A 23662-nucleotide genomic window follows, 5' to 3' on the forward strand; every position below is an offset into this window, starting at 1 on the left:
CCTGAAGTGCCTGCGCTCGATCATGCTGCGTTGAAGATCAGTTCGCAATGCTCATTGACGAACGTCAACTCCGCTTGCTCACCGATCTTCGCCTTGCCTGATCTTCGTTCGGCGACTTCAGGAACTAAAAACTACTTGATGGTCAGGGCTTCCAGTTTGCCACTGTTGCCATACACGTAAATCATGTCCCCCATCACCAGCGGACGTGCACGCAGGCCGTCGCTGTCGATGCGCTCGCGACCGACGAAGCGCCCGTCCACCTGGCTGAGCAGGTGCAGGTAGCCTTCGAAGTCGCCGACCGCAACGTAGCTGGAGAACACTTCCGGTGCCGTCAGCTGGCGACGAGCCAGGGCGTCATTGCTCCAGATCGCCGTGGTGGAGCGTTCGTCAACACCTTCAACCGTGCCGGACGCCAAGGCGACATAGACACTGCCAAAACCCTGGGCCACACCCGAGTAGCTGGAAGCATCACGCTGCCAGAGCACCCGACCGCTTTCCAGGTCCAGTGCCGCCATGCGGCCCTGGTAGCTGGTGACATACAGGCTGCCGCCGGACAACAGCAGGCCGCCGTCGATGTCGACCACGCGCTCCAGTTCCGAACGCCCTTGCGGGATGGCCACGCGGGTTTCCCACGCCGGCACGCCGTTCTGGGTATCCAGGGCGACCACTTTACCAGTGGACAGACCCGCCACCGCCAGGTGGTTGGTCACGAGCGGCGCACCGGTGCCACGCAGGGTCAAAACCGCCGGGGTGCTGTCGTACAACCAGCGCTGGTGGCCGGTGTCGGCATCGAGGCCGATCACGCGATCGTCCTGGGTCTGCACAACCACCACGTCACCGTTGGTGGCCGGCGGGGCCAGCACTTCGCTGGTCACCTGGGCGCGCCATTTCTGTTCACCGCTGCTGGCATCCAGGGCAATCACTTCACCCTTGAGGGTGCCCATCAGCACCAGGCCGTAGCCGACGCCGATCGCGCCGGAAACCGGCAGCTCCAGGTCCTTCTTCCACTTCACGTCGCCGTTCATGCGATCCATCGCGATCACGACGCCAGTGTCATCGGCCGCGTAGATGGTATCGCCGTCAATCGCCGGCACGAGCATGTTGTAGATCTTGCCCTGGCCGTCACCGATGGAGCGGCTCCACTCTTTGTGCAGAACCACTTCTTCCTTGAAGGAGGTCAGTTCGGCCGGTGGCAGTTCTTTCTTGCTGTTGCTGCTGCAACCCGCGGCCAGAATGGCCAGAGCCAGCAATGCTGCATGTTTCCAACGGATCACGTCACGCATCCCCTTTGGCCAGGTCGTCCAGCTTGATTTGTAAGCCACCGACCGCTGCTTCATCAGACAGCGCAGCCTTGGCCTTTTGGTACGCGGCATGGGCTTCATCGGTCCGCCCCAGTTGAACCAACAGGTCCCCCTTGAGTTCTTCGCGACTGGCCAGGAACGCCTTGTCAGCATCGCCTTCGAGCAGTTTCAGTGCCTCGTCGACCTTGTTCTGTGCCGCCAGCACCTGGGCCAGGCGCTGACGCGCGACTTCACCCAGGGTGATGTTGGCCGGCTTGTCGGTAATGGCTTTCAGCTCACGAGCAGCGTCGTCCAGTTTACCGGTATCGACCGCGACTTTCGCTACGAACAGGCTGCCGTACTGCGCATAGGCGCTGCCGGCAAAGTCGGTATTGAGCTTGTTGGCCAGGTCCGCCACGCGTCCAGGATCGGGCTTGCCGTCCGGCGTCAGCGTGGCTTCCAACAGTTGCTGGTAGAGCAGCGAGGCGCCTTGCGCCTGATTGCTCTGATATTTGTGCCAGGCCTGCCAGCCGAACACCACTACCAGGGCCAGCAAGCCGCCAGTCACCAGGGGTTTGCCGTTACGCTGCCACCAGTCCTTCAACTCCGCCAAGTGATCATCTTCGGTACTCGACACCCCAATACTCCTTATTCTCTAAATCGGCTGTTTTACAGCTTCAACCCTGCACGACGCAGGTGGCCAAGTGCTCGGAAAGAGCCTCCCAGGCAATGCTTTGTTGCTCGCCCTGGCCACGCAGGGGTTTGAAACCTACCACTTGCTGAGCCAACTCGTCGTCGCCGAGAATCAAGGCGTACAGCGCACCACTTTTGTCAGCTTTCTTGAACTGGCTCTTGAAGCTGCCGGCACCGGCGTTGACCTGCAGACGCAGGTTCGGCAGCTGGTCGCGGACCTTCTCGCTCAGGGCCAGGGCCGCGAGCTCCGCGGCCTCGCCGAAGGCGCACAGGTAAACGTCGACCTGACGGGCGATTTCTTCCGGGACCTGCTCCAGGGTTTCCAGCAGCAGGATCAGCCGCTCGATGCCCATGGCAAACCCCACGCCCGGAGTCGGCTTGCCGCCCATCTGCTCCACCAGGCCATCGTAGCGACCACCGGCACACACCGTGCCCTGGGCGCCCAACTGGTCGGTGACCCATTCGAAAACGGTCTTGCTGTAGTAATCCAGCCCGCGCACCAGCTTGGGATTGATCACGTAGGGGATACCGGCGGCATCGAGACGGGCCTTGAGGCCGTCGAAGTGCACGCGCGATTCCTCGTCGAGGTAGTCGGCGAGTTTCGGCGCATCCACCAGCACGGCCTGGGTTTCCGGGTTCTTGGTGTCGAGCACCCGCAGCGGGTTGGTCTTCAGGCGACGCTGGCTGTCTTCGTCCAACAGCTCGAGGCGCGCGCTGAGGAACTCCACCAGAGCCTCGCGATAGCGTCCACGGGACTCGCTGGTGCCCAGGCTGTTGAGTTCGAGCTTGACCGCGTTGCGGATGCCCAGCAGGCCCCACAGGCGCCAGGTCAGCACGATCAGCTCGGCGTCGATGTCCGGGCCGTCGATATTGAAGACTTCACAGCCGATCTGGTGGAACTGGCGATAACGGCCTTTCTGCGGACGCTCGTGGCGGAACATCGGGCCAATGTACCAGAGCTTCTGCGGCTGGCCGCCACCGGTGATGCCGTGTTCCAGCACTGCGCGCACGCAGGCCGCGGTGCCCTCCGGACGCAGGGTCAGGGAGTCGCCGTTGCGGTCCTCGAAGGTGTACATCTCTTTTTCGACGATGTCGGTCACTTCACCGATGGAGCGCTTGAACAGCTCGGTGAACTCGACAATCGGCATGCGGATCTGCTTGTAACCGTAGTTATCCAGCAGGCGCGCCACGGTACTCTCGAAATAGCGCCACAGGGGCGTCTGCTCGGGCAGGATGTCGTTCATGCCACGAATGGCTTGCAAAGACTTGCTCACAAAATATCCTTAAATTCTTCGATCAGCCGCGGGCGATCAGCGCCGCGTCGGCTTCGACCTTTTCGGCCGCCTTCTGCCGGATCAACCTTTCGAGCTCATCCACCAGATTGTCATTCGTCAGTTTCTGTGCCGGCTTGCCGTCGATGTAGATCAGGTTCGGCGTCCCACCGGTCAGGCCGATATGGGCCTCTTTGGCCTCACCCGGTCCGTTGACCACGCACCCGATCACCGCCACATCCAGCGGCACCAGCAGGTCTTCCAGGCGCCCTTCCAGCTCGTTCATGGTCTTGACCACATCGAAGTTCTGCCGCGAGCAGCTCGGGCAAGCGATGAAGTTGATGCCACGGGAGCGCAGATGCAGGGACTTGAGGATGTCGTAGCCGACTTTCACTTCCTCGACCGGGTCGGCCGCCAGGGAGATGCGGATAGTATCGCCAATCCCTTCGGCCAGCAGCATACCGAGGCCGACGGCGGATTTCACCGTGCCTGAACGCAAACCACCGGCTTCGGTGATCCCCAGGTGCAGCGGTTGGACGATTTCCTTGGCCAGCAGGCGGTAGGCGGCTACCGCCATGAACACATCAGAAGCCTTTACGCTGACCTTGAAGTCCTGGAAATTCAGGCGTTCCAGGTGCTCGACATGGCGCAGGGCGGACTCCACCAGCGCTTCCGGCGTAGGTTCGCCGTACTTTTTCTGCAGGTCTTTTTCCAGGGAACCGGCGTTGACGCCGATACGGATCGGAATCCCGCGATCACGGGCGGCGTCGACCACCGCGCGCACGCGGTCTTCGCGACCGATATTGCCCGGGTTGATGCGCAGGCAGTCGACACCCAGCTCGGCCACGCGCAGGGCAATTCGGTAGTCGAAGTGGATATCGGCGACCAGCGGCACCTTGACCAATTGCTTGATCCGACCGAAGGCCTCGGCGGCGTCCATGTCCGGCACGGAAATGCGCACGATATCGACGCCCGCGGCTTCCAGGCGGTTGATCTGCGCCACGGTGGCCGCGACGTCATTGGTGTCGCTGTTGGTCATGCTCTGCACCGCGATCGGCGCATCGCCGCCTACGGGTACCGAGCCGACCCAGATTTTACGGGACTCGCGACGCTTGATGGGAGATTGGCCGTGCATGACTTATTGACCTAGCTTCAGGCGAGCGGTCTCGCCACTGGTGAACGGGGCGATATCGACCGGCTGACCGTTGTATGTGATCTGCGCACCACGGGCATAGCCCAGGCGCACGGCAAAGGGTGGCTTGCCGCTGAGCTCAAGGTTCTCGCCCTTGCGCTTGAGACCGCTGACCAGCACCTTGCCGTTGCCGTCGGTGACCTGGGTCCAGCAATCGGCGACGAAGGTCAGATGGACCTGGCCGGCGCCGGCCACGGGCTCGGCGGCAGCCGGCGCACCGTTGACCGGGGCGCTTGGCGCGACCGTCGACATCGGCGCCGGAGCGGCCGTCGGAGCCACCACCAGGGTCTGGGCCGAATGAGGCACCGGCACCACCGCCGGGGTTGCCGGTACGCTGGCCGCAGCCGCCGGGGCCGCAGGCTGGGCCTCGGCCGCGGCTTCAGGTGCCGGCGCCTCGGAGGCGGCCTGGTTCTCGGTCACGGCCTGGTCTTCCGGCTCGTCGATCGGGTGAATCTGCGTGGTGCCGTCGGCGCTTTCGACTTCGACGTGCTCCATGTTGACCGCCGCCTGATCCCTGGAACGCAGGCTGGCCTGGTCCTGCCACCAGACGAAGCCGCCGCCGATCACGGCGATCAGCAACAGCAGGCTGACAATCCGCAAGAGGGTATGGGAAAACCGCACCGGCTCCTCGATACGCCCCAGCGCCTGGACGCTGCTGCCCTGGGAGTCGGTGCCGGTGCTCTGGTCGAACTGCTGGACCAGGACGGTCTGGTCCATGCCGAGCAACTTGGCGTAGGCGCGGATATAACCCCGGGCAAAGGTATGCCCCGGCAGCTTGTCGAAGGCACCGGCTTCCAGGTTGCTCAGGGACGACACCGTGAGGTTGAGCTTCACGGCCACCTCGGCCAGCGTCCAACCATTGCTCTCGCGGGCCTGACGCAGGGTCTCACCGGGGTTGACGCGAGTCGCTGCTACAAATTCGGGTTGCGCCGCTTTCATCTTTGCTCCGACAGGTATTGCTGATATTCCGGCGTACCGGGATAGAGTCGTTTGAGTTGCAAGCCGTAACTGGCGGCCTTGTCACGATCTTCGTAGATTTTCGCCAGGCGGATACCGAGCAATAGACTACGTGCATTTTGCTCGCTCAGCAGGCTGAATCGGGCGTAATAATCGCGTGCGGGCACATAATGCCTGTCTTCGTAAGACAACTCAGCCATTTCCAGCAAAGCACGTGGCTGCTGGCGGTTCAGGCGCAGGGATTTGTCGAAGTGTTGCAGGGCCAGGTCGCGCTGGCCGAGGGCCAGGGCGGTCAAGCCGAGATTTTCGAAAACCCGCGAGCGTTCGGTGTAGAGGCTGTCGGCGGCGGCCTGCTCAAAACGCTCGTAGGCGTCCTTGTAACGCTTGAGTTCGAACAGGAAGCTGCCGTAATTGTTGAGCGTGCGCGCGTCGTTGGGACGCGACGACAGCGCCTTGTGGAAATGCTCCTCGGCCAGTTGCGTTTCGCCTTCGGCCTGGAACACCAGCGCCAGGGCGGCATTGGCATCCGGATCGGAGCTGCTCATCTCCAGGGCCTTCTTGAGCGGCACCTTGGCCTGCTCGGTCTGGCCTTGCTGCAGATAACCGATGCCCAGTTGCACATAGGCCGCGCGCGCTTCATCGCGCCCCTTGCTGGTACTCAGCGGGTCGACATTACCCGTTGAAACGCAGCCGGCCAACAGGCCGACGAATACTACAAGGAGCGCAGCGCGCAGGGTCATGGAGGTCCTCTCTCAGTTTCGGTTCGCGGCGCTTTGCGGACTTTCGGCATCGGCGCTCAGCTCACGTACGGCGATGTAGCGTTCGCTGCGACGGGTGCGATCCAGCACCTGCCCCACCAGTTGACCACAAGCCGCGTCGATGTCTTCACCGCGGGTGGTGCGTACCGTGACGTTATAACCGGCCTGATGCAACAGATCCTGGAAACGCCGGATCGCATTGTTGCTCGGGCGCTCGTAGCCGGAGTGCGGGAACGGGTTGAACGGAATCAGGTTGATCTTGCACGGCGTGTCCTTGAGCAGCTCGATCATCTCGACGGCGTGCTCGACCTGGTCGTTGATATCCTTGAGCAGGGTGTACTCGATGGTCAGGACGCGCTTCTCGCCGAGGGTCGCCATGTAGCGACGGCACGACTCGAGCAACATCTTAAGCGGATACTTCTTGTTGATCGGCACCAATTGGTTACGCAATGCGTCATTCGGTGCGTGCAGCGACAGCGCCAGGGAGACGTCGATGTGCTCGGCGAGCACGTCGATCATCGGTACCACGCCGGAGGTCGACAGGGTCACGCGGCGCTTGGAGATGCCGTAGCCCAGGTCGTCCATCATCAGGTGCATGGCCGCGATGACGTTGTCGAAGTTCAGCAGCGGCTCACCCATGCCCATCATCACCACGTTGGTGATGGCACGGTCGACGGTCGCCGGGACGCTGCCAAAGGATTTATTGGCAATCCACACCTGGCCGATGACTTCGGCGGCGGTGAGGTTGCTGTTGAAGCCTTGCTTGCCGGTGGAGCAGAAGCTGCAGTCCAGGGCACAGCCCGCCTGGGACGAAACGCACAAGGTGCCGCGCTTGCCCTGGGGAATATAGACGGTCTCGACACAGCTGCCGGACGCCACGCGCACCACCCATTTACGGGTGCCGTCGGTGGAAATGTCCTCGCTGACGACTTCAGGACCGCGAACTTCAGCAACAGCCTTGAGCTTTTCACGCAAGGCCTTGCTGACGTTCGTCATGGCGTCGAAATCATCGACGCCAAAGTGGTGAATCCACTTCATGACCTGACCGGCACGGAAACGCTTCTCCCCGATTGAGTCGAAGAATTTTTCCATTTCCGGTTGAGTCAGACCCAACAGGTTTATTTTGCCGATCGATGTCGTCATGGTTTCACCCTCACTCGAAAGCCTTTGCTTAGCGAGTGGTTACTTCGGTAGCTGCGAAGAAGTACGAGATTTCGCGAGCAGCAGCGGCTTCGGAGTCCGAACCGTGTACAGCGTTGGCGTCGATGGAGTCAGCGAAGTCAGCACGGATGGTGCCGGCAGCAGCTTCTTTAGGGTTGGTAGCGCCCATCAGCTCACGGTTCAGAGCGATAGCGTTTTCGCCTTCCAGAACCTGAACGACAACCGGACCGGAGATCATGAAGGCAACCAGGTCGCCGAAGAAACCACGAGCGCTGTGCTCAGCGTAGAAGCCTTCGGCTTCGGCTTTGGACAGTTGCTTGAGTTTCGAAGCGACAACACGCAGGCCGGCTTTTTCGAAACGGGTGGTGATCTCGCCGATCACGTTTTTTGCAACGGCGTCAGGCTTGATGATGGAGAAAGTACGTTGAACAGCCATGGTGTAACTCCAGAAACAGTGATTTGCCAAAAATTAAACCCGCGAATTATACGCGGGTTCCTGGGTATTGCCTAACCTGCTGCGTTGCTCAGTCGCGTTCTTCGATCCATTGGGCCTGAATGGCCTCCAGAACCTTCTCGCCGCAGTGCTCAGGCTTGTCATCGAACTCGGGCAATTCCATCACCCATTTCCGTAGATCGACGAAGTTGACCGACATTGGATCAACTTCCGGTTTGGCTTCAGCCAACTGAATAGCGATTTCCAGCACATCAACCCATTTCAGGCTCATGACAGCTCCTAGAATCAATGCGGCGCTTCGGCGGCGTGGTTGAGCGAGTACTTCGGAATCTCGACGGTCAGGTCTTCAGTCCCGACTTTGGCCTGACAGGCCAGGCGCGACTGCGCTTCCAGCCCCCAAGCCTTATCAAGGTAGTCTTCTTCCAGCTCATCGGCCTCTTCCAGCGAGTCGAAACCTTCGCGAATCAGGCAATGACAGGTGGTGCAGGCGCAGACGCCGCCACAGGCACTTTCCATTTCGATGTGGTTCTCATGAGCCAGTTCGAGGATCGAGATCCCCGTCTCAGCCTCCACGACCAAGCCCTCAGGGCAAAACTTTTCATGTGGAAGAAAAATCACCTGCGGCATCGTTATTCCCCAATCTCATTCAGGTTGCGCCCCGCCAGGGCGGCCTTGACCGTCGAATCCAGGCGGCGGGCAGCAAAGGCGTCGGTCACTTGCGACAGACGCTTGGTCTGCTGCTCGATGGCGTAACCATCGGTACCTTTCATCAGTTCGGTCAGTTCCTGCACCTGCAGGTCGATGACCATGCGCTCGTCGGCATCGAGCAAACGCTCGCCATCGGCCTCCAAAGCCGCTTGCACGGCTTCAACCAGACGCTGGGCATCGACCTGCTGCTCACGCAGCACGCGGGCGACCTTGTCGTCACCGGCATACTGGAACGAATCCTTGAGCATCCTGGCGATTTCGCCGTCGGTCAGGCCGTAGGACGGCTTGACCTGAATGCTCGCTTCGACACCCGAACCCAGCTCGCGGGCCGAGACATCGAGCAGGCCGTCGGCATCGACCTGGAAGGTCACACGAATCTTCGCCGCACCCGCGACCATGGCCGGGATACCGCGCAGCTCGAAGCGCGCCAGGGAGCGACAGTCGCTGATCAATTCACGCTCACCTTGCAGGACGTGAATCATCATGGCCGACTGGCCGTCTTTATAAGTGGTGAAATCCTGGGCACGGGCGACAGGGATGGTGGTGTTGCGCGGAATCACCTTCTCCATCAGGCCGCCCATGGTTTCCAGGCCCAGGGACAACGGAATCACGTCCAGCAGCAGCAACTCGCCGCCATCGCGCTTGTTGCCGGCCAGGGTATCGGCCTGGATCGCGGCACCAATGGCCACCACCTGATCCGGGTCGATCTCGGTCAACGGCTGGCGACCGAACATCTCGGCGACCGCCTCGCGAACACGCGGCACACGGGTCGAACCACCAACCATGACCACGGCCTGGACCTCGTCGAGCTCCACATTCGAGTCACGCACGGCGCGTCGGCAAGCCTTGAGGCTGCGCGCAACCATGGGCTCGATCAGCGCATCGAAGGCTTCGCGGGTCAACGCCGCACGCCAGTCGCCATACACCACTTCGACCGAGGCCGCAGTGGTCAGGGCCTCCTTGGCAGCGCAGGCGGTTTGCAACAGATGACGCTGCGTGCCCGGATCGAGATCGGCGGACAAGCCCGCCTGCTCGATGATCCAGCCGGCAATCGCATGGTCGAAGTCATCGCCACCCAGGGCGCTGTCGCCACCGGTAGCCAGCACCTCGAAGACGCCACGGGTCAGGCGCAGGATGGAAATATCGAAGGTACCGCCGCCCAGATCATAGATGGCGACCACGCCTTCGGCATTCTGATCCAGGCCGTAAGCCACCGCGGCCGCGGTCGGCTCGTTGAGCAGGCGCAGCACGTTGAGTCCGGCCAGTCGGGCCGCATCCTTGGTCGCCTGGCGCTGGGGTTCGTCGAAATAAGCCGGCACGGTAATCACCGCCCCCACCAGTTCGCCGCCCAGACTGGCCTCGGCGCGCAGACGCAGGGTCTTGAGGATTTCCGCGGATATTTCCACCGGGCTTTTCGGGCCCTGCACGGTGTCGATGAACGGCATGTGCGACTCGCCGCCGACAAAGCGGTAAGGCAACTGCTCGCCCAACTGCTTGACGTCCGCAAGACCACGGCCCATCAGGCGCTTCACCGACAACACGGTATTGAACGGATCGCCGGCGGCGGCCAGCTTGGCCGACTGGCCGACTTCAACGCGATCAGCGTGATAGCGCACCGCGGAAGGCAGGATCACCTGCCCGTCGGCATCGGGCAACGGCTCGGAAAGACCACTGCGCAATGCAGCGACCAGCGAATTGGTAGTGCCCAAGTCAATCCCCACAGCCAGGCGACGCTGGTGCGGTTGAGGACTCTGGCCGGGTTCGGCGATCTGCAGTAGGGCCATCGTTATCTGGACTTATCTGAATATCAGGCGTGCGACCGAGGCGGCACTGGGTTAATCGTCGAGGCGCTCTTCTAACTGGCGCACTTCGTAGGTGAGCTTGTCGAGAAACTGCATGCGCCGCATCAGGCGTTCGGCCTGTTCGCGTTGCGCGGCATCGTTCCAACAGGCTGCGAAGCTGTCGTTCAATTGGTCCTGGGCGACTTTCAAGCGGCGCTTGAACGTGGCAATACCGGGCAGGTCCGCCTCGTCCTGCAGTTCCTCGAGCTCTTCGCGCCACTGCATCTGCTGCATGAGGAAATCGGGGTCGTGCACCGTGACCTCCAGCGGCAACTCGCGACCGCCCATGGCGAGCAGGTAGCGCGCACGCTTGGGAGGGCTCTTGAGGGTCTGGTAGGCCTCGTTGAGGCTGGCGGACTGTTCCAGGGCCAGGCGCTGCTCACGCTCGGAAGCGTCGGCAAAGCGGTCCGGGTGCACAGCGCGCGCCAGTTCTCGATAGCGCGCGGCCAACTGTTCAAGATCCAGCGCAAAGCTCGGCTGCAACTCGAATAAAGCGAAATGACAAGGAGTACCCACAAGAAGCCTCAGATGTTGAAGCTTTCGCCGCAGCCACATTCACCGCGCACGTTGGGGTTGTTGAACTTGAAGCCTTCGTTCAACCCTTCCTTGACGAAATCCAGCTCGGTGCCGTCCAGGTAGGTGAGGCTTTTCGGGTCGATGATCACTTTTTCACCGTGACTCTCGAACACCTGATCTTCCGCCACCACCTCGTCGACGAACTCCAGCACGTAGGCCAGGCCGGAACAGCCTGTGGTGCGAACACCCAGACGAATCCCTTCACCTTTGCCGCGCCCGTCAAGGGAGCGTCGCACGTGTCGAGCAGCCGCTTCTGTCATGCTGATAGCCATCGGTGACTCCTTACTAATCGCTCAAATCTTGAACGCCGGATCGTTTAGATCAGGCCTTTCTTCTGCTTGTAATCGCGAACGGCGGCCTTGATGGCGTCCTCTGCGAGTACCGAGCAGTGGATTTTCACTGGCGGCAAGGCCAGTTCTTCAGCCAACTGAGTGTTCTTGATGGTCTCTGCTTCATCCAGAGTCTTGCCCTTCATCCACTCGGTGGCCAGGGAGCTGGAGGCGATAGCCGAACCGCAACCGTAGGTCTTGAACTTGGCGTCTTCGATGATGCCCTGTTCGTTGACCTTGATCTGCAGGCGCATCACGTCGCCGCACGCCGGAGCGCCGACCATGCCGGTGCCGACATCAGGGTCTTCCGCGTTCATCTTGCCGACGTTGCGCGGGTTTTCGTAGTGGTCGATGACCTTTTCGCTGTAAGCCATGGTACTTAATCCTCACTCATCAGGGCCGCTCTCGGTCCCGTGGTTACGTCAGCCGTTGATGGCCGCGTCGCTACAGGACCCGTATGTGGCGGCTTCTTTATTTAGTGTGCCGCCCACTCGATCTTCGAGATATCGACGCCGTCTTTGAACATGTCCCACAGCGGCGACAGTGCGCGCAGCTTGGTGACGGCCTCGCAAACTTTCTGCGCGGCATAATCGATTTCTTCTTCGGTGGTGAAGCGGCCGAAGGTGAAGCGGATCGAGCTGTGCGCCAGTTCGTCGTTGCGGCCCAGGGCACGCAGCACGTACGAAGGCTCCAGCGAAGCCGAGGTGCAAGCGGAACCGGAGGAAACCGCCAGGTCCTTGAGGGCCATGATCAGCGACTCGCCTTCGACGTAGTTGAAGCTCAGGTTCAGGTTGTGCGGTACGCGGGCGGTCATGCTGCCGTTGATGTACAGCTCTTCCAGATGCTCGATCTGCTTGTAGAAACGCTCGCTCAATGCCTTGATGCGCAGGTTCTCGGTAGCCATGTCTTCCTTGGCCACGCGGAACGCTTCGCCCATGCCGACGATCTGGTGGGTGGCCAGGGTGCCGGAACGCATGCCGCGCTCATGACCGCCGCCATGCATGGTCGCTTCGAGGCGAACCCGCGGCTTGCGGCTGACGTACAGCGCGCCGATGCCCTTGGGACCGTAGGTCTTGTGGGCCGAGAAGGACATCAGGTCGACTTTCAGCTTCTGCAGGTCGATGTCGACCTTGCCGGTGGACTGAGCGGCATCAACGTGGAACAGCACGCCACGCGAGCGGGTCAGCTCGCCGATGGCGGCGATGTCGTTGACCGTGCCGATCTCGTTGTTCACATGCATGATCGAGACCAGGATGGTGTCGTCGCGCAAGGCGGCTTCGACCATGGCCGGAGTGATCAGGCCATCTTCGCGGGGATCGATGTAGGTGACTTCGAAACCTTCGCGCTCGAGTTGGCGCATGGTGTCGAGGACCGCCTTGTGTTCGATCTTGCTGGTGATCAGGTGCTTGCCCTTGCTGCCATAGAAGTGCGCGACACCCTTGATTGCCAGGTTGTCGGACTCGGTGGCACCGGAGGTCCAGACGATTTCACGCGGGTCGGCATTGACCAGATCGGCCACCTGGCGGCGCGCATTTTCCACGGACTCCTCGGCTTTCCAGCCGAACACATGGGAACGGGACGCCGGGTTACCGAAGTTTCCGTCGACCAGCAGGCATTCACTCATTTTCTGCGCGACACGCGGATCAACCGGGGTAGTCGCTGAGTAATCAAGGTAAATCGGCAATTTCATGGACACTCTCCTAAATCAGGCTGGCTGGCGCACCGCGAGCTCTTGGGCTGTCATTCGACGGCGGACGCTTCGATCTTATCCAGGTGTAGCGCCTTGCTATTACCGCGGCGCTGATCCTGACGCTGGGCGACTTCTTGCACTTCACGGCGAGTGACAAGGTCCGCCAAGCTGATACCGCTGAGAAATTCGTGGATCTGCAGGCTGAGGTCGCACCACAGGTGGTGGGTCAGGCAGGTATCGCCGCCATGGCAATCGCCCAGACCCTGGCATTTGGTGGCATCGACCGATTCGTTCACGGCATCGATCACCTGGGCCACCTGGATCCCTTGCATGTCACGCGACAGCTGGTAGCCGCCGCCGGGACCACGCACGCTGGACACCAGGTTGCTGCGGCGCAACTTGGCGAAAAGCTGTTCGAGGTAGGACAGGGAGATGCCTTGGCGCTCGGAGATATCGGCCAGAGACACCGGCCCGCGTTGCGCGTGCAACGCCAGGTCGAGCATGGCGGTCACGGCGTATCGGCCTTTTGTAGTCAGTCGCATGGACAGGTACCACGGAGTTACGGGATCGGGATAGGGAAGAGTATGCTATTCCCGAGTATTTAAGTCAACTATAAGACCTAGTGCTTTAGTCGGGTTTACCACTAAAACAGCGCGCAAATTGTAGCAAAGTCCGGGGCGTAATGGCATTGCGCTGGATCGATGGTTTTTTACTGACTTCAAAGGCCTCTTCGCGGGCAAGCTCCGCTCCCACAGGTTTTGTGTCGTGCGTAATATCTGCGTACGACGCGGTTACTACTGTGGGAGCGGAGCTTGCCCGCGAATGAGGCCGGCAAGCCCGACGAAGATCAACCGGCCTTGGCCTCGTTCTCGCTCTTCACTTCGACAAACCCGTCACACTGCAACTCCGGCAGCTCCTTGGCGCAATACGTGCTGCCCAGGTCCTTCAGTGCCCCGCACATCCCCTCCAGACGCCCGTCCACCGCCTGCAAGTGATCGAGCAACTGACCAATGGCCCGGGCCACCGGATCCGGCATGTCTTCACTGACGCCATAGGCATCGAAACCGATCTTCTCCGCCATCGCCTTGCGCTTGGCTTCGACCTGATCATCAGCCTTCATGATGATCCGCCCCGGAATACCGACCACCGTCGCCCCCGGCGGCACCGCCTTGGTCACCACCGCATTGGAACCGACCTTGGCCCCGGCACCGACGGTAAACGGCCCGAGCACCTTGGCCCCGGCACCCACCACCACACCATCTTCCAGGGTCGGATGGCGCTTGCCCTTGTTCCAACTGGTGCCGCCCAGGGTCACGCCCTGGTAGATGGTCACGTCATCGCCGATCTCGGCGGTTTCGCCGATCACGATCCCCATGCCATGGTCGATAAAGAACCGCCGCCCGACCTTGGCCCCGGGATGGATCTCGATACCGGTCAACCAGCGACCGAAGTTCGACACCACCCGCGCCAGCCACTTCCAGCCCATGCCCCACAACGCATGGCCCAGGCGGTGCAGCCAGATAGCATGCAGGCCCGGGTAGCAGGTCAGCACCTCAAAGGCATTGCGCGCCGCCGGATCACGATGGAATACGCTCTGGATATCTTCTCGCAAACGCTCGAACATCACTGATCCTTCCGCTTAAGGAGCTCGCCCCGGGCCGCTTTTTCGGTTTCCGTGAGGATGCCCCGCAAAATATTCATCTCGGCGCGACTGACCGAACTGCGCCCGTACAGACGACGCAACCGAGCCATCAGATGGCGCGGCTTTTCGGGGTCGAGGAAGTCGATGGCCACCAGGGTCTGTTCCAGATGGCCGTAGAACCGCTCCATCTCATCCATGGTCGCCAGCTCTTCGCTGCGCGTCGATGCCACTTCCTGCTTCTCTACCTTGCTCGGCCGCCCGACGGCTGCCAGCCAGGACATCCGCACCTCATAGCTCAGCACCTGCACCGCGGTGGCAAGGTTGAGCGAGCTGAAGTCCGGATCGGACGGAATATGCACGTGATAATGACATCGCTGCAGTTCGTCGTTGGTCAGACCGGAATCCTCACGCCCGAACACCAGCGCGATCTCGGCGCCCTGCCCGGCCTCCTCGACCACTTTCAGCCCGGACTCCCGGGGGTCGAGCAACGGCCAGGGAATCCGCCGGTCGCGAGCACTGGTGCCGAACACCAGATTGCAGCCGTTCAACGCTTCTTCCAAGGTGGCGACGACTTGCGCGTTTTCAAGGATATCGCTGGCACCGGAAGCCCGCGCATCGGCTTCAGCGGACGGAAAGATCCGCGGCTCCACCAGCACCAGGCGCGACAGCCCCATGTTCTTCATGGCCCGCGCGGCCCCGCCGATATTGCCCGGATGACTGGTATTGACCAGGACAACACGAATATTTTGCAGCACGAGAGACACTCTCAGACTCGGCGAAGGGGAGCAAATCTTACAGAAGCACCGGGGATTGCGCCACGAGCGCCAACGTCGTCCTTCTCCCCTGGAACTTTTCTGGTAGAATGTTCGGCTTTCTTTAACACTCTAGGTGAAACGTCCATGCAGCCCATGCTGAATATCGCGCTGCGCGCCGCCCGCAGCGCCAGTGAATTGATTTTCCGCTCCATCGAGCGCCTGGATACCATCAAGGTCGACGAAAAAGACGCCAAGGACTATGTGTCCGAAGTGGATCGCGCCGCCGAACAGAAAATTATCGACGCGCTGCGCAAGGCCTATCCGACCCACGCCATTCGTGGCGAAGAAACCGGCTTCCATGCCGGCAGCGGCGAAGGCGAAGAATACCTGTGGATCATCGACCCCCTCGATGGCACCACCAACTTCCTGCGCGGGATCCCACACTTCGCGGTCAGCATCGCCTGCAAATACCGTGGTCGCCTGGAGCACGCCGTAGTCCTCGACCCGGTCCGCCAGGAAGAATTCACCGCCTCCCGCGGCCGTGGCGCCCAGCTCAATGGCCGTCGCCTGCGCGTCAGCGGTCGCACCAGCCTGGATGGCGCCCTGCTGGGTACCGGCTTCCCATTCCGTGACGACCAGATGGACAACCTGGACAACTACCTGGGCATGTTCCGCGCCCTGGTCGGCCAGACCGCCGGCATCCGCCGCGCCGGCGCCGCGAGCCTCGACCTGGCCTACGTGGCCGCCGGTCGTTTCGACGCATTCTGGGAATCAGGCCTGTCCGAGTGGGACATGGCTGCGGGCGCCCTGCTGATCCAAGAGGCCGGCGGCCTGGTGAGCGACTTCACCGGCGGTCACGATTTCCTGGAAAAAGGCCATATCGTTGCCGGCAACACCAAGTGCTTCAAGGCTGTGCTGACGGCGATCCAGCCGCACCTGCCGGCTTCGCTGAAGCGCTAAGCTTTCGCCGAACACAAAAATGCCCCGTATCTTGCGATACGGGGCATTTTTTATATCTCTACGGCAGGTATTACTGAGCCGGCTGCCCCTGGTTCTGGCTCAGAATCAGGCGACCCTCCTTGTCCAGCGGGATCTGGTTGCCCGGATCATGATCCATCCGCACCTTGCCTTCCTTGCCGCCGACCTGATAGCGCACATCGTAGCCAACCAGCTTGTCGCTGACATCGTTGACCGTGTTGCAACGCTTCTGGGTCGTGGTGTAGGTGTCACGCTCCTGCATGCCCTCCTGCACCTTGTTACCGGCATAACCGCCGCCGACCGCACCGACCACGGTGGCCAGGGTCTTGCCGCGACCACCACCGACCAGGCTACCGAGCAAACCACCACCGACCGCACCCAGTGCGGTACCGGCCAGCCGGTGCTCATCCTGAACCGGCTTCTGCCGGGTAACCGCGACATCTTCACAAACCTGGCGCGGGGTCTTGATTTGAGTCTTGACCGGCTCTACCGCCAATACTTGCGCATACTCAGGGCCGCTTTTTACCAGGCTATAGGTGGCAACAGCACCCCCGGCAGTCACACCGACAGCACCCAATACCGCACCGACCAGCAACGACTTGTTCATGTGAATCTCCTGACCATCACAAGCGGATCAATGCCCGCGCTTCTCCTAGCCTTGGAGTACAAAAAAAGGCGCGAGTTCAACACTCGCGCCTTTATCAGCTGACAGCCTGAAGAAAGATCTCCGTCAAGGACGGTCGTCGACTTCCTTCTGGGTATTGGCCGGAGGAATCAGATCCTCGCTGTTCAGGTTCAACCAGATCAGCACCACGTTGGCGATGTAGATCGACGAGTAGGTACCCGCCAACACGCCGACGAACAAGGCGATGGAGAAACCGAACAGGTTGTCGCCACCAAAGAACAGCAGCGCGCTGATCGCCAGCAGGGTAGAGATCGACGTCGCCATGGTCCGCAGCAGAGTCTGGGTGGTCGAGACGTTGATGTTCTCGATCAGGCTGGCCTTGCGCAGCACCCGGAAGTTCTCGCGCACCCGGTCGAAGACCACGATGGTGTCGTTGAGCGAGTAGCCGATGATCGCCAGAACCGCCGCCAGCACCGTCAGGTCGAAGGTCACCTGGAAGAACGAGAGGATACCCACGGTCACCACCACGTCGTGGACCAGCGAGACGATGGCGCCGACCGCGAACTTCCACTGGAAGCGGAAGGCCAGGTAGATCAACACGCCGCCCAGCGCCATGAGCATGCCGAGGCCGCCCTGGTCGCGCAGCTCTTCACCGACCTGCGGGCCGACGAACTCGACGCGCTTGATCTGCGCCGGGTTATCGCCGCCGACCTTCTGCAGCGCCTCGGCCACCTGATGGCCCAGTTGCGGGTCCGCACCCGGCATCCGCACCAGCAGGTCGGTGGTCGCGCCGAAACTCTGCACGATCGCCTCGTGATAACCGGACTCGTTCAGTTGCTCGCGCACCTTGGAGACATCCGCCGCATGCTCGTAGGTCAGCTCGATGAGCGTACCGCCGGTGAAGTCCAGGCCGTAGTTCAAGCCCTTGTGGAAGCAGCTGAACAAGGCCAATGCGGTGAGAAACAGGGTGAAGCCGAACGCAACGTTGCGAACACCCATGAAGTTGATAGTACGTAACATGGCAGCCCCTTAAATCCACAACTTCTTGAAGTCACGACCGCCGAAGATCAGGTTGACCATCGCGCGGGTCACCAGAATGGCCGTGAACATCGAGGTAAAGATCCCGAGGGACATGGTCACCGCAAAGCCTTTGACCGGGCCGGTGCCCATGGCAAAGAGGATACCGCCCACCAACAGCGTGGTCAGGTTGGCGTCGATAATCGCCGTGAACGCACGACCGAAGCCTTCGTTGATCGCTCGTTGCACCGTCATTCCCGCGGCAATCTCTTCACGTATCCGCGAGAAGATCAGCACGTTGGCGTCCACCGCCATACCCATGGTCAGGACGATACCGGCAATGCCCGGCAGGGTCAGCGTCGCCCCCAGCAGGGACATCAGCGCCAGCAAGGCAACCATGTTGAAAGCCAGCGCCACGGTGGCGATGATGCCGAAGAAGCGGTAGATGGCGATGATGAACAGCGAGACGAACAGCATGCCCCACAGCGACGCATCGATACCCTTGGTAATGTTGTCGGCACCCAGGCTCGGGCCAATGGTACGTTCTTCAGCGAAGTACATCGGTGCGGCCAGACCACCGGCACGCAGCAGCAGCGCCAGCTCCGAGGACTCGCCCTGACCGTTCAGGCCAGTGATGCGGAACTGACTGCCCAATGGCGACTGGATGGTCGCCAGGCTGATGATCTTCTTCTCTTCCTTGAAGGTCTGCACCGGCACATCTTTCTCGACGCCGTCGACGACCTGCTTGGTGTAGGTGGTGATCGGCTTCTGCTCGATGAAGATCACCGCCATGCTGCGCCCGACGTTGCTGCGGGTCGCGCGGCTCATCAGTTCGCCACCGTGACCATCGAGCTTGATGTTCACCTGCGGACGACCGTGCTCGTCGAAGCCAGCCTTGGCATCGGTCACCTGGTCACCGGTGATGATCAGGCCACGCTCGATCTGCGCCGGAGGACGATTACCTTCACGGAACTCGAATTCCTCGGAGGTCGCCTTCGAAGCACCCGGCTCAGCGGCCAGACGGAACTCCAGGTTGGCGGTCTTGCCGAGAATCCGCTTGGCTTCAGCGGTGTCCTGTACGCCCGGCAGTTCAACCACGATGCGGTTGGCACCCTGACGCTGCACCAGCGGCTCGGCGACACCCAGCTCGTTGACGCGGTTACGGACCGTGGTCAAGTTCTGCTTGATGGAGTATTCGCGGATTTCCGCCAGCTTGGCCGGGGTCATCGCCAGACGCAGTACCGGCTGGTCATTGAGGTCGGCCGTTACAATGTCGAAATCGTTGAAGTTCTTGCGGATCAGCGCACGAGCTTGTTCACGGGTATCCGTGTCAGCAAAGCCCAACTGGATGGCACCATTGAACGGTGGCAGGGTGCGATAACGCACACGCTCCTTGCGCAACAGGCTCTTGACGTCGCCGTCATAGACTTTCAGGCGGGCGTCGACGGCTTTTTCCATGTCCACTTCCAGCAGGAAGTGCACACCACCGGACAAGTCCAGGCCCAGCTTCATCGGATGCGCGCCGAGGCTGCGCAGCCATTGCGGGGTGGTCTGTGCCAGGTTCAGGGCCACGACATAGTCGTCACCGAGGGCTTTGCGTACCACGTCCTTGGCCGGCAGTTGGTCTTCCTGCTTGGTCAGACGCACCAGCCCGCCTTTGCCGCCGGCAGCCAGAGTGGCGCCCTTGACGGCGATCCCGGCATCGGTGAGCGCCTTGCTCACGCGGTCCAGATCGGCCTGGGTGACCTGCAACGCCGTGCTGGCGCCACTGACCTGGATCGCCGGATCGTCTGGATAGAGATTGGGAGCGGAATAAATAAAACCGACCGCCAGCACCGCCAGGATCAGTAGGTATTTCCACAGAGGGTATTTGTTCAGCATCACGCCGCCCGCTTATGACGCGGGGCGCCTTGCGCGCCCCGTCGATTGTTAAGAGTTGAAACTTAGATCGCTTTCAGCGTGCCTTTAGGCAGGGTGGCCGCGATGGCGCCCTTCTGAAACTTCATTTCGACGGTGTCGGACACTTCCAGCACCACGAAATCGTCGCTGACCTTGGTGATCTTGCCGGCGATACCGCCGGTGGTGACCACTTCGTCGCCCTTGGCCAGGTTGCCCAGCAGGTTCTTCTGCTCCTTGGCGCGCTTGGCCTGTGGACGCCAGATCATCAGATAGAAGATGACCAGGAAGCCGACCAGGAAGATCCATTCGAAACCACCGCCCATCGGGCCGGCAGCAGCGGCCGGTGCGGCACCGTCCGCGAACGCGTTAGAGATGAAAAAGCTCATTTAGCACTCCAGTTGCAAGAATTCAGTTCTGAAAAGTCAGTCCAAAGGCGGAACGGGAAGCCCGCGTTTGGCGTAGAAGGCATCGACAAAGGCGGCCAATGTACCCTGTTGAATAGCCTCGCGCAAACCAGCCATCAGGCGCTGGTAATGGCGCAAATTGTGGATCGTATTCAACATGCTCCCCAGCATTTCGCCGCACTTGTCCAAATGATGCAGATAAGCACGGGAGAAGTTCTGGCAGGTGTAGCAATCGCAGGTCGGATCCAGCGGCGATTCATCATGGCGATGGAACGCGTTGCGGATCTTCAGCACGCCGGTATCGATGAACAGGTGCCCATTGCGGGCATTACGGGTCGGCATCACGCAATCGAACATGTCCACCCCGCGGCGCACACCCTCTACGAGATCTTCCGGCTTGCCAACGCCCATAAGGTAACGAGGTTTGTCAGCAGGCATCAGGCCGGGCAGGTAATCCAGGACCTTGATCATCTCGTGCTTGGGCTCGCCCACCGAAAGGCCGCCGATGGCCAGGCCGTCGAAGCCGATCTGGTCGAGGCCTTCTAGGGAGCGCTTGCGCAGATTCTCGTGCATGCCGCCCTGGACGATACCGAACAATGCGGCGCTGTTGTCGCCGTGGGCATTTTTCGAGCGCTGGGCCCAACGCAGCGACAGCTCCATGGACACCCGGGCGACGTCTTCGTCAGCCGGGTACGGAGTGCACTCGTCAAAAATCATCACGATGTCCGAGCCCAGATCGCGCTGGACCTGCATCGACTCTTCCGGGCCCATGAACACCTTGGCGCCGTCGACCGGCGAGGCGAAGGTCACGCCCTCCTCCTTGATCTTGCGCATGGCACCGAGGCTGAACACCTGGAAACCGCCGGAGTCGGTGAGGATCGGGCCTTTCCACTGCATGAAGTCGTGCAGGTCGCCGTGTTCCTTGATCACCTCGGTGCCCGGGCGCAGCCACAGGTGGAAGGTATTGCCGAGGATGATCTCGGCGCCGGTGGCGACGATATCCCGAGGCAGCATGCCCTTGACCGTGCCGTAGGTGCCCACGGGCATGAAGGCCGGGGTCTCGACGGTACCGCGGGGGAAGGTCAGGCGACCGCGACGCGCCTTGCCATCGGTGGCGAGCAGCTCGAACGACATACGACAGGTGCGACTCATGCTTGATCCTCTGGGGCCCGATCCTTGGGTGCGGCAGGCGCCGGGTTGCGGGTGATGAACATCGCATCACCGTAGCTGAAGAAGCGGTAGCCGTTGTCCACGGCGGCCTTGTAGGCGGCCATGGTCTCGGGGTAACCGGCGAAGGCCGAAACCAGCATCAGCAGCGTGGATTCGGGCAGGTGGAAATTGGTCACCAGGGCGTCGACCACATGGAACGGACGGCCCGGGAAGATAAAGATATCGGTATCGCCGCTGAACGGCTTGAGCACGCCATCGCGGGCAGCGCTTTCCAGCGAACGGACGCTGGTGGTGCCCACGGCGATCACCCGGCCGCCGCGCGCGCGGCAGGCAGCGACGGCGTCGACCACTGCCTGGCTGACTTCCAGCCATTCGTGATGCATGTGGTGGTCTTCGAGACGTTCCACACGAACTGGCTGGAAGGTTCCGGCGCCGACGTGCAGGGTGACGAAAGCGCTTTCGACGCCCTTGGCGGCAATGGCATCGAGCAGCGGCTGATCGAAATGCAGCCCGGCGGTGGGCGCGGCCACGGCGCCGAGGCGCTCGGCGTAGACGGTCTGATAGCGCTCGCGGTCGGCGCCTTCATCGGGACGATCTATATAAGGAGGCAACGGCATATGGCCGACGCGTTCCAGCAGCGGCAGCACTTCCTCGGCGAAGCCCAGTTCGAAGAGCGTGTCGTGGCGGGCGAGCATCTCGGCTTCGCCGCCGCCGTCGATAAGGATCTTCGAGCCGGGTTTGGGCGACTTGCTGGAGCGCACATGGGCCAGCACGCGGTGGGTATCGAGGACCCGTTCCACGAGGATTTCCAGCTTGCCGCCGGAGGCTTTCTGGCCGAACAGGCGGGCGGGAATGACCCGGGTATTGTTGAACACCATCAGATCGCCCGGGCGTAAATGCTCAAGCAAATCAGTGAATTGACGGTGTGCGAGCGCACCGCTGGGGCCGTCGAGGGTCAGCAGGCGACTGAGGCGTCGCTCGGCCAGGGGATGGCGAGCGATCAGGGAATCGGGGAGCTCGAAAGTAAAGTCAGCGACGCGCATGATGGGGTTCGTTCAGCAGGGCCGGGAAGTTTAGCGGAAATCGTAAAAATTGACCACGAAAGCCGATTGACCAACGGTAAACACGTCTCTATACTTCGCCGCCATTGAGCCCTGATGGCGGAATTGGTAGACGCGGCGGATTCAAAATCCGTTTTCGAAAGGAGTGGGAGTTCGAGTCTCCCTCGGGGCACCATCTTAAAAAAAGACCTTGAATTTCAAGGTCTTTTTTTTCGCCTACAGAAAAGCGAAAGGCACCACGATCCCTGTAGGAGCCGAGCTTGCTCGCGAAGAACGATAACGCGGTGAGCCTGCCGTGCGCCGCCGCCAATCCCGACATCAATCGAGGATCGCCCGGTCCTTAACCCCTCTCCCCGCGCAACATTCCCTGCGTCAAATCGTCGATGACGGCCTTACCCATCTCGCCCAGGTAATGCGATGCCCAAGCGTAGCGTTCGCCGTCGCTTTCCAGGGCGGCATCGAGGGAAAGTGCTTTGGCGCAATAGAGCAGGAGGGAGGCGTGCTCCATGGCTTCCAGAATGGGAACGCCAGGGTTTACGCGAAATAGTTCACGTCCTTGGGAGCCACACTGGGAAAAGGTGATGACGCCTAGGGTTTTGCTTGTGGGTGGATTGCTCATTGGGCACCTCCAGCGAATGCGTGGATGCTGGAGACTTGAAGCTGAAGCTCTTGAGTCGAAACGTTCATGCGCTACTCCTACCGTAGAAGAAAGCGCCAGCAGTCTAATCGATGATGGCGCCTATGCGCCTATCTTCTGTTCCACGGGTTTCCAGGCCCGGTCGCTGAATTGGCAGCGACAGGGAAAAGGTAGCGCGCACAGTAGGGAGCTGCAATGTGAGTGGCGGAGGTATGTAAGTCGAAAAATTTCAGTCGGCATAGAAGATCGTTCACAGCCCCAAGCTAGATGGCGATCTACCCGAAGTGCATTACGATCATTCAGGGATGACGTCTTGGGCTGCGACCAAAATAAATCCGTCACCATTTCCGTAGTCACCATTTCCGTATTCGTAGCTTTCCACTGCAAAAATCGAAGACAGCCTTCGGCCGATTCTGTTGAAAAAGTCGACCAGGACCGACGGTCCATGTATTGAGCGGTGAAAACGTCATTTTTGCACGCTGCTACGTGAAATCTGAGTCCTTACACCCGCTGCTCAAGACACGGATTTCAATCTCAGACGCGTATTTTTCTGCCGTGAAAACC

26 protein-coding genes and 1 tRNA gene are annotated in these 23662 nt (G+C 61.0%); 2 read left to right on the forward strand and 25 right to left on the reverse strand.

Annotated features, from left to right (window positions below):
• Positions 1-131 precede the first annotated feature (131 nt).
• The 18 genes from bamB to trmJ form a co-directional block, all read right to left on the reverse strand.
• Entirely contained in the window at positions 132-1283 is a 1152-nt protein-coding gene (bamB, locus tag M5B99_RS03990; protein WP_248802750.1) for an outer membrane protein assembly factor BamB, read from the reverse strand.
• Complete coding sequence (locus M5B99_RS03995; protein WP_248802751.1) at positions 1276-1917, reverse strand: tetratricopeptide repeat protein; 642 nt, start codon at positions 1915-1917, stop codon at positions 1276-1278. The genes bamB and M5B99_RS03995 overlap by 8 nt, the downstream gene beginning before the upstream one ends.
• 40 nt (positions 1918-1957) lie before the next feature.
• Positions 1958-3247, reverse strand: coding sequence for a histidine--tRNA ligase (hisS, locus tag M5B99_RS04000; RefSeq protein ID WP_248802752.1), 1290 nt, complete (start codon positions 3245-3247; stop codon positions 1958-1960).
• Positions 3248-3269: 22 nt separating this feature from the next.
• Positions 3270-4379, reverse strand: coding sequence for a flavodoxin-dependent (E)-4-hydroxy-3-methylbut-2-enyl-diphosphate synthase (gene ispG, locus M5B99_RS04005; RefSeq protein ID WP_248797102.1), 1110 nt, complete (start codon positions 4377-4379; stop codon positions 3270-3272).
• A 3-nt stretch (positions 4380-4382) separates the two neighbouring features.
• The gene (locus M5B99_RS04010; RefSeq protein ID WP_248802753.1) at positions 4383-5375 is read right to left on the reverse strand and encodes a helix-turn-helix domain-containing protein; all 993 of its coding nucleotides are present in this window, start codon (positions 5373-5375) and stop codon (positions 4383-4385) included.
• Positions 5372-6133, reverse strand: a complete 762-nt coding sequence (gene pilW / locus M5B99_RS04015) for a type IV pilus biogenesis/stability protein PilW (protein WP_248802754.1) — start codon at positions 6131-6133, stop codon at positions 5372-5374. Before pilW ends, M5B99_RS04010 begins: the two co-directional genes overlap by 4 nt.
• A 12-nt stretch (positions 6134-6145) precedes the next feature.
• Entirely contained in the window at positions 6146-7294 is a 1149-nt protein-coding gene (gene rlmN, locus M5B99_RS04020; RefSeq protein ID WP_248802755.1) for a 23S rRNA (adenine(2503)-C(2))-methyltransferase RlmN, read from the reverse strand.
• A 28-nt stretch (positions 7295-7322) separates the two neighbouring features.
• Positions 7323-7748, reverse strand: a complete 426-nt coding sequence (gene ndk / locus M5B99_RS04025; RefSeq protein ID WP_007916882.1) for a nucleoside-diphosphate kinase — start codon at positions 7746-7748, stop codon at positions 7323-7325.
• Between the two features lie 88 nt (positions 7749-7836).
• Positions 7837-8037, reverse strand: a complete 201-nt coding sequence (gene iscX / locus M5B99_RS04030; protein WP_248802756.1) for a Fe-S cluster assembly protein IscX — start codon at positions 8035-8037, stop codon at positions 7837-7839.
• Between the two features lie 14 nt (positions 8038-8051).
• Positions 8052-8393, reverse strand: a complete 342-nt coding sequence (gene fdx / locus M5B99_RS04035) for an ISC system 2Fe-2S type ferredoxin (protein ID WP_248802757.1) — start codon at positions 8391-8393, stop codon at positions 8052-8054.
• 2 nt (positions 8394-8395) lie between these two features.
• Positions 8396-10258: a Fe-S protein assembly chaperone HscA gene (hscA, locus tag M5B99_RS04040; protein WP_248802758.1), complete on the reverse strand. Its 1863-nt coding sequence runs from the start codon at positions 10256-10258 to the stop codon at positions 8396-8398.
• A 51-nt stretch (positions 10259-10309) separates the two neighbouring features.
• Complete coding sequence (gene hscB / locus M5B99_RS04045) at positions 10310-10831, reverse strand: co-chaperone HscB (protein WP_248802759.1); 522 nt, start codon at positions 10829-10831, stop codon at positions 10310-10312.
• Positions 10832-10839: 8 nt separating this feature from the next.
• On the reverse strand, positions 10840-11163 hold the full coding sequence (gene iscA, locus M5B99_RS04050) for an iron-sulfur cluster assembly protein IscA (protein ID WP_010565230.1): 324 nt from the start codon (positions 11161-11163) through the stop codon (positions 10840-10842).
• A 44-nt stretch (positions 11164-11207) separates the two neighbouring features.
• Entirely contained in the window at positions 11208-11594 is a 387-nt protein-coding gene (gene iscU / locus M5B99_RS04055; protein ID WP_007929523.1) for a Fe-S cluster assembly scaffold IscU, read from the reverse strand.
• Between the two features lie 101 nt (positions 11595-11695).
• Positions 11696-12910 carry an IscS subfamily cysteine desulfurase gene (locus M5B99_RS04060; protein WP_248802760.1) on the reverse strand — a complete coding sequence of 405 codons (1215 nt, stop codon included), beginning with the start codon at positions 12908-12910 and terminating at the stop codon, positions 11696-11698.
• 50 nt (positions 12911-12960) lie between these two features.
• Positions 12961-13452 (reverse strand): Fe-S cluster assembly transcriptional regulator IscR, encoded by a 492-nt coding sequence (gene iscR, locus M5B99_RS04065; RefSeq protein ID WP_248802761.1) that lies wholly within the window; start codon positions 13450-13452, stop codon positions 12961-12963.
• A 305-nt stretch (positions 13453-13757) separates the two neighbouring features.
• Positions 13758-14534, reverse strand: a complete 777-nt coding sequence (gene cysE, locus M5B99_RS04070; protein ID WP_248802762.1) for a serine O-acetyltransferase — start codon at positions 14532-14534, stop codon at positions 13758-13760.
• A complete protein-coding gene (trmJ, locus tag M5B99_RS04075; protein WP_248802763.1) occupies positions 14534-15307 on the reverse strand; it encodes a tRNA (cytosine(32)/uridine(32)-2'-O)-methyltransferase TrmJ in 774 nt (257 codons plus the stop codon). Before trmJ ends, cysE begins: the two co-directional genes overlap by 1 nt.
• A 144-nt stretch (positions 15308-15451) precedes the next feature.
• Between trmJ and suhB the strand changes: the two genes are divergently transcribed.
• Positions 15452-16267 (forward strand): inositol-phosphate phosphatase, encoded by an 816-nt coding sequence (suhB, locus tag M5B99_RS04080; protein ID WP_152740973.1) that lies wholly within the window; start codon positions 15452-15454, stop codon positions 16265-16267.
• 70 nt (positions 16268-16337) lie between these two features.
• Here suhB and M5B99_RS04085 read toward each other — a convergent pair whose 3' ends face one another.
• The 6 genes from M5B99_RS04085 to queA all read right to left on the reverse strand — a co-directional run bounded on the left by M5B99_RS04085 (position 16338) and on the right by queA (position 22443).
• Positions 16338-16892, reverse strand: coding sequence for a glycine zipper 2TM domain-containing protein (locus M5B99_RS04085; RefSeq protein ID WP_248802764.1), 555 nt, complete (start codon positions 16890-16892; stop codon positions 16338-16340).
• A gap of 123 nt (positions 16893-17015) precedes the next feature.
• Positions 17016-17930 carry a protein translocase subunit SecF gene (secF, locus tag M5B99_RS04090; protein ID WP_248802765.1) on the reverse strand — a complete coding sequence of 305 codons (915 nt, stop codon included), beginning with the start codon at positions 17928-17930 and terminating at the stop codon, positions 17016-17018.
• Between the two features lie 9 nt (positions 17931-17939).
• Positions 17940-19808, reverse strand: coding sequence for a protein translocase subunit SecD (gene secD, locus M5B99_RS04095; protein WP_248802766.1), 1869 nt, complete (start codon positions 19806-19808; stop codon positions 17940-17942).
• A 62-nt stretch (positions 19809-19870) separates the two neighbouring features.
• Positions 19871-20212 (reverse strand): preprotein translocase subunit YajC, encoded by a 342-nt coding sequence (gene yajC, locus M5B99_RS04100; RefSeq protein ID WP_248797087.1) that lies wholly within the window; start codon positions 20210-20212, stop codon positions 19871-19873.
• A gap of 36 nt (positions 20213-20248) precedes the next feature.
• On the reverse strand, positions 20249-21364 hold the full coding sequence (tgt, locus tag M5B99_RS04105) for a tRNA guanosine(34) transglycosylase Tgt (protein ID WP_248802786.1): 1116 nt from the start codon (positions 21362-21364) through the stop codon (positions 20249-20251).
• A 14-nt stretch (positions 21365-21378) separates the two neighbouring features.
• Entirely contained in the window at positions 21379-22443 is a 1065-nt protein-coding gene (gene queA, locus M5B99_RS04110; RefSeq protein WP_248802767.1) for a tRNA preQ1(34) S-adenosylmethionine ribosyltransferase-isomerase QueA, read from the reverse strand.
• A gap of 108 nt (positions 22444-22551) precedes the next feature.
• On the opposite strand from queA, the gene M5B99_RS04115 reads away from it, so the two are divergent.
• Positions 22552-22636: transfer RNA gene (locus tag M5B99_RS04115), tRNA-Leu, on the forward strand.
• 165 nt (positions 22637-22801) lie between these two features.
• On the opposite strand, the gene M5B99_RS04120 is transcribed toward M5B99_RS04115, so the two are convergent.
• Positions 22802-23080 (reverse strand): DUF3077 domain-containing protein, encoded by a 279-nt coding sequence (locus M5B99_RS04120; protein ID WP_248797085.1) that lies wholly within the window; start codon positions 23078-23080, stop codon positions 22802-22804.
• Between the last annotated feature and the right edge of the window lie 582 nt (positions 23081-23662).

The sequence above is a fragment of the Pseudomonas sp. MWU13-2100 genome, from assembly GCF_023242365.1.
Lineage (GTDB): Bacteria > Pseudomonadota > Gammaproteobacteria > Pseudomonadales > Pseudomonadaceae > Aquipseudomonas.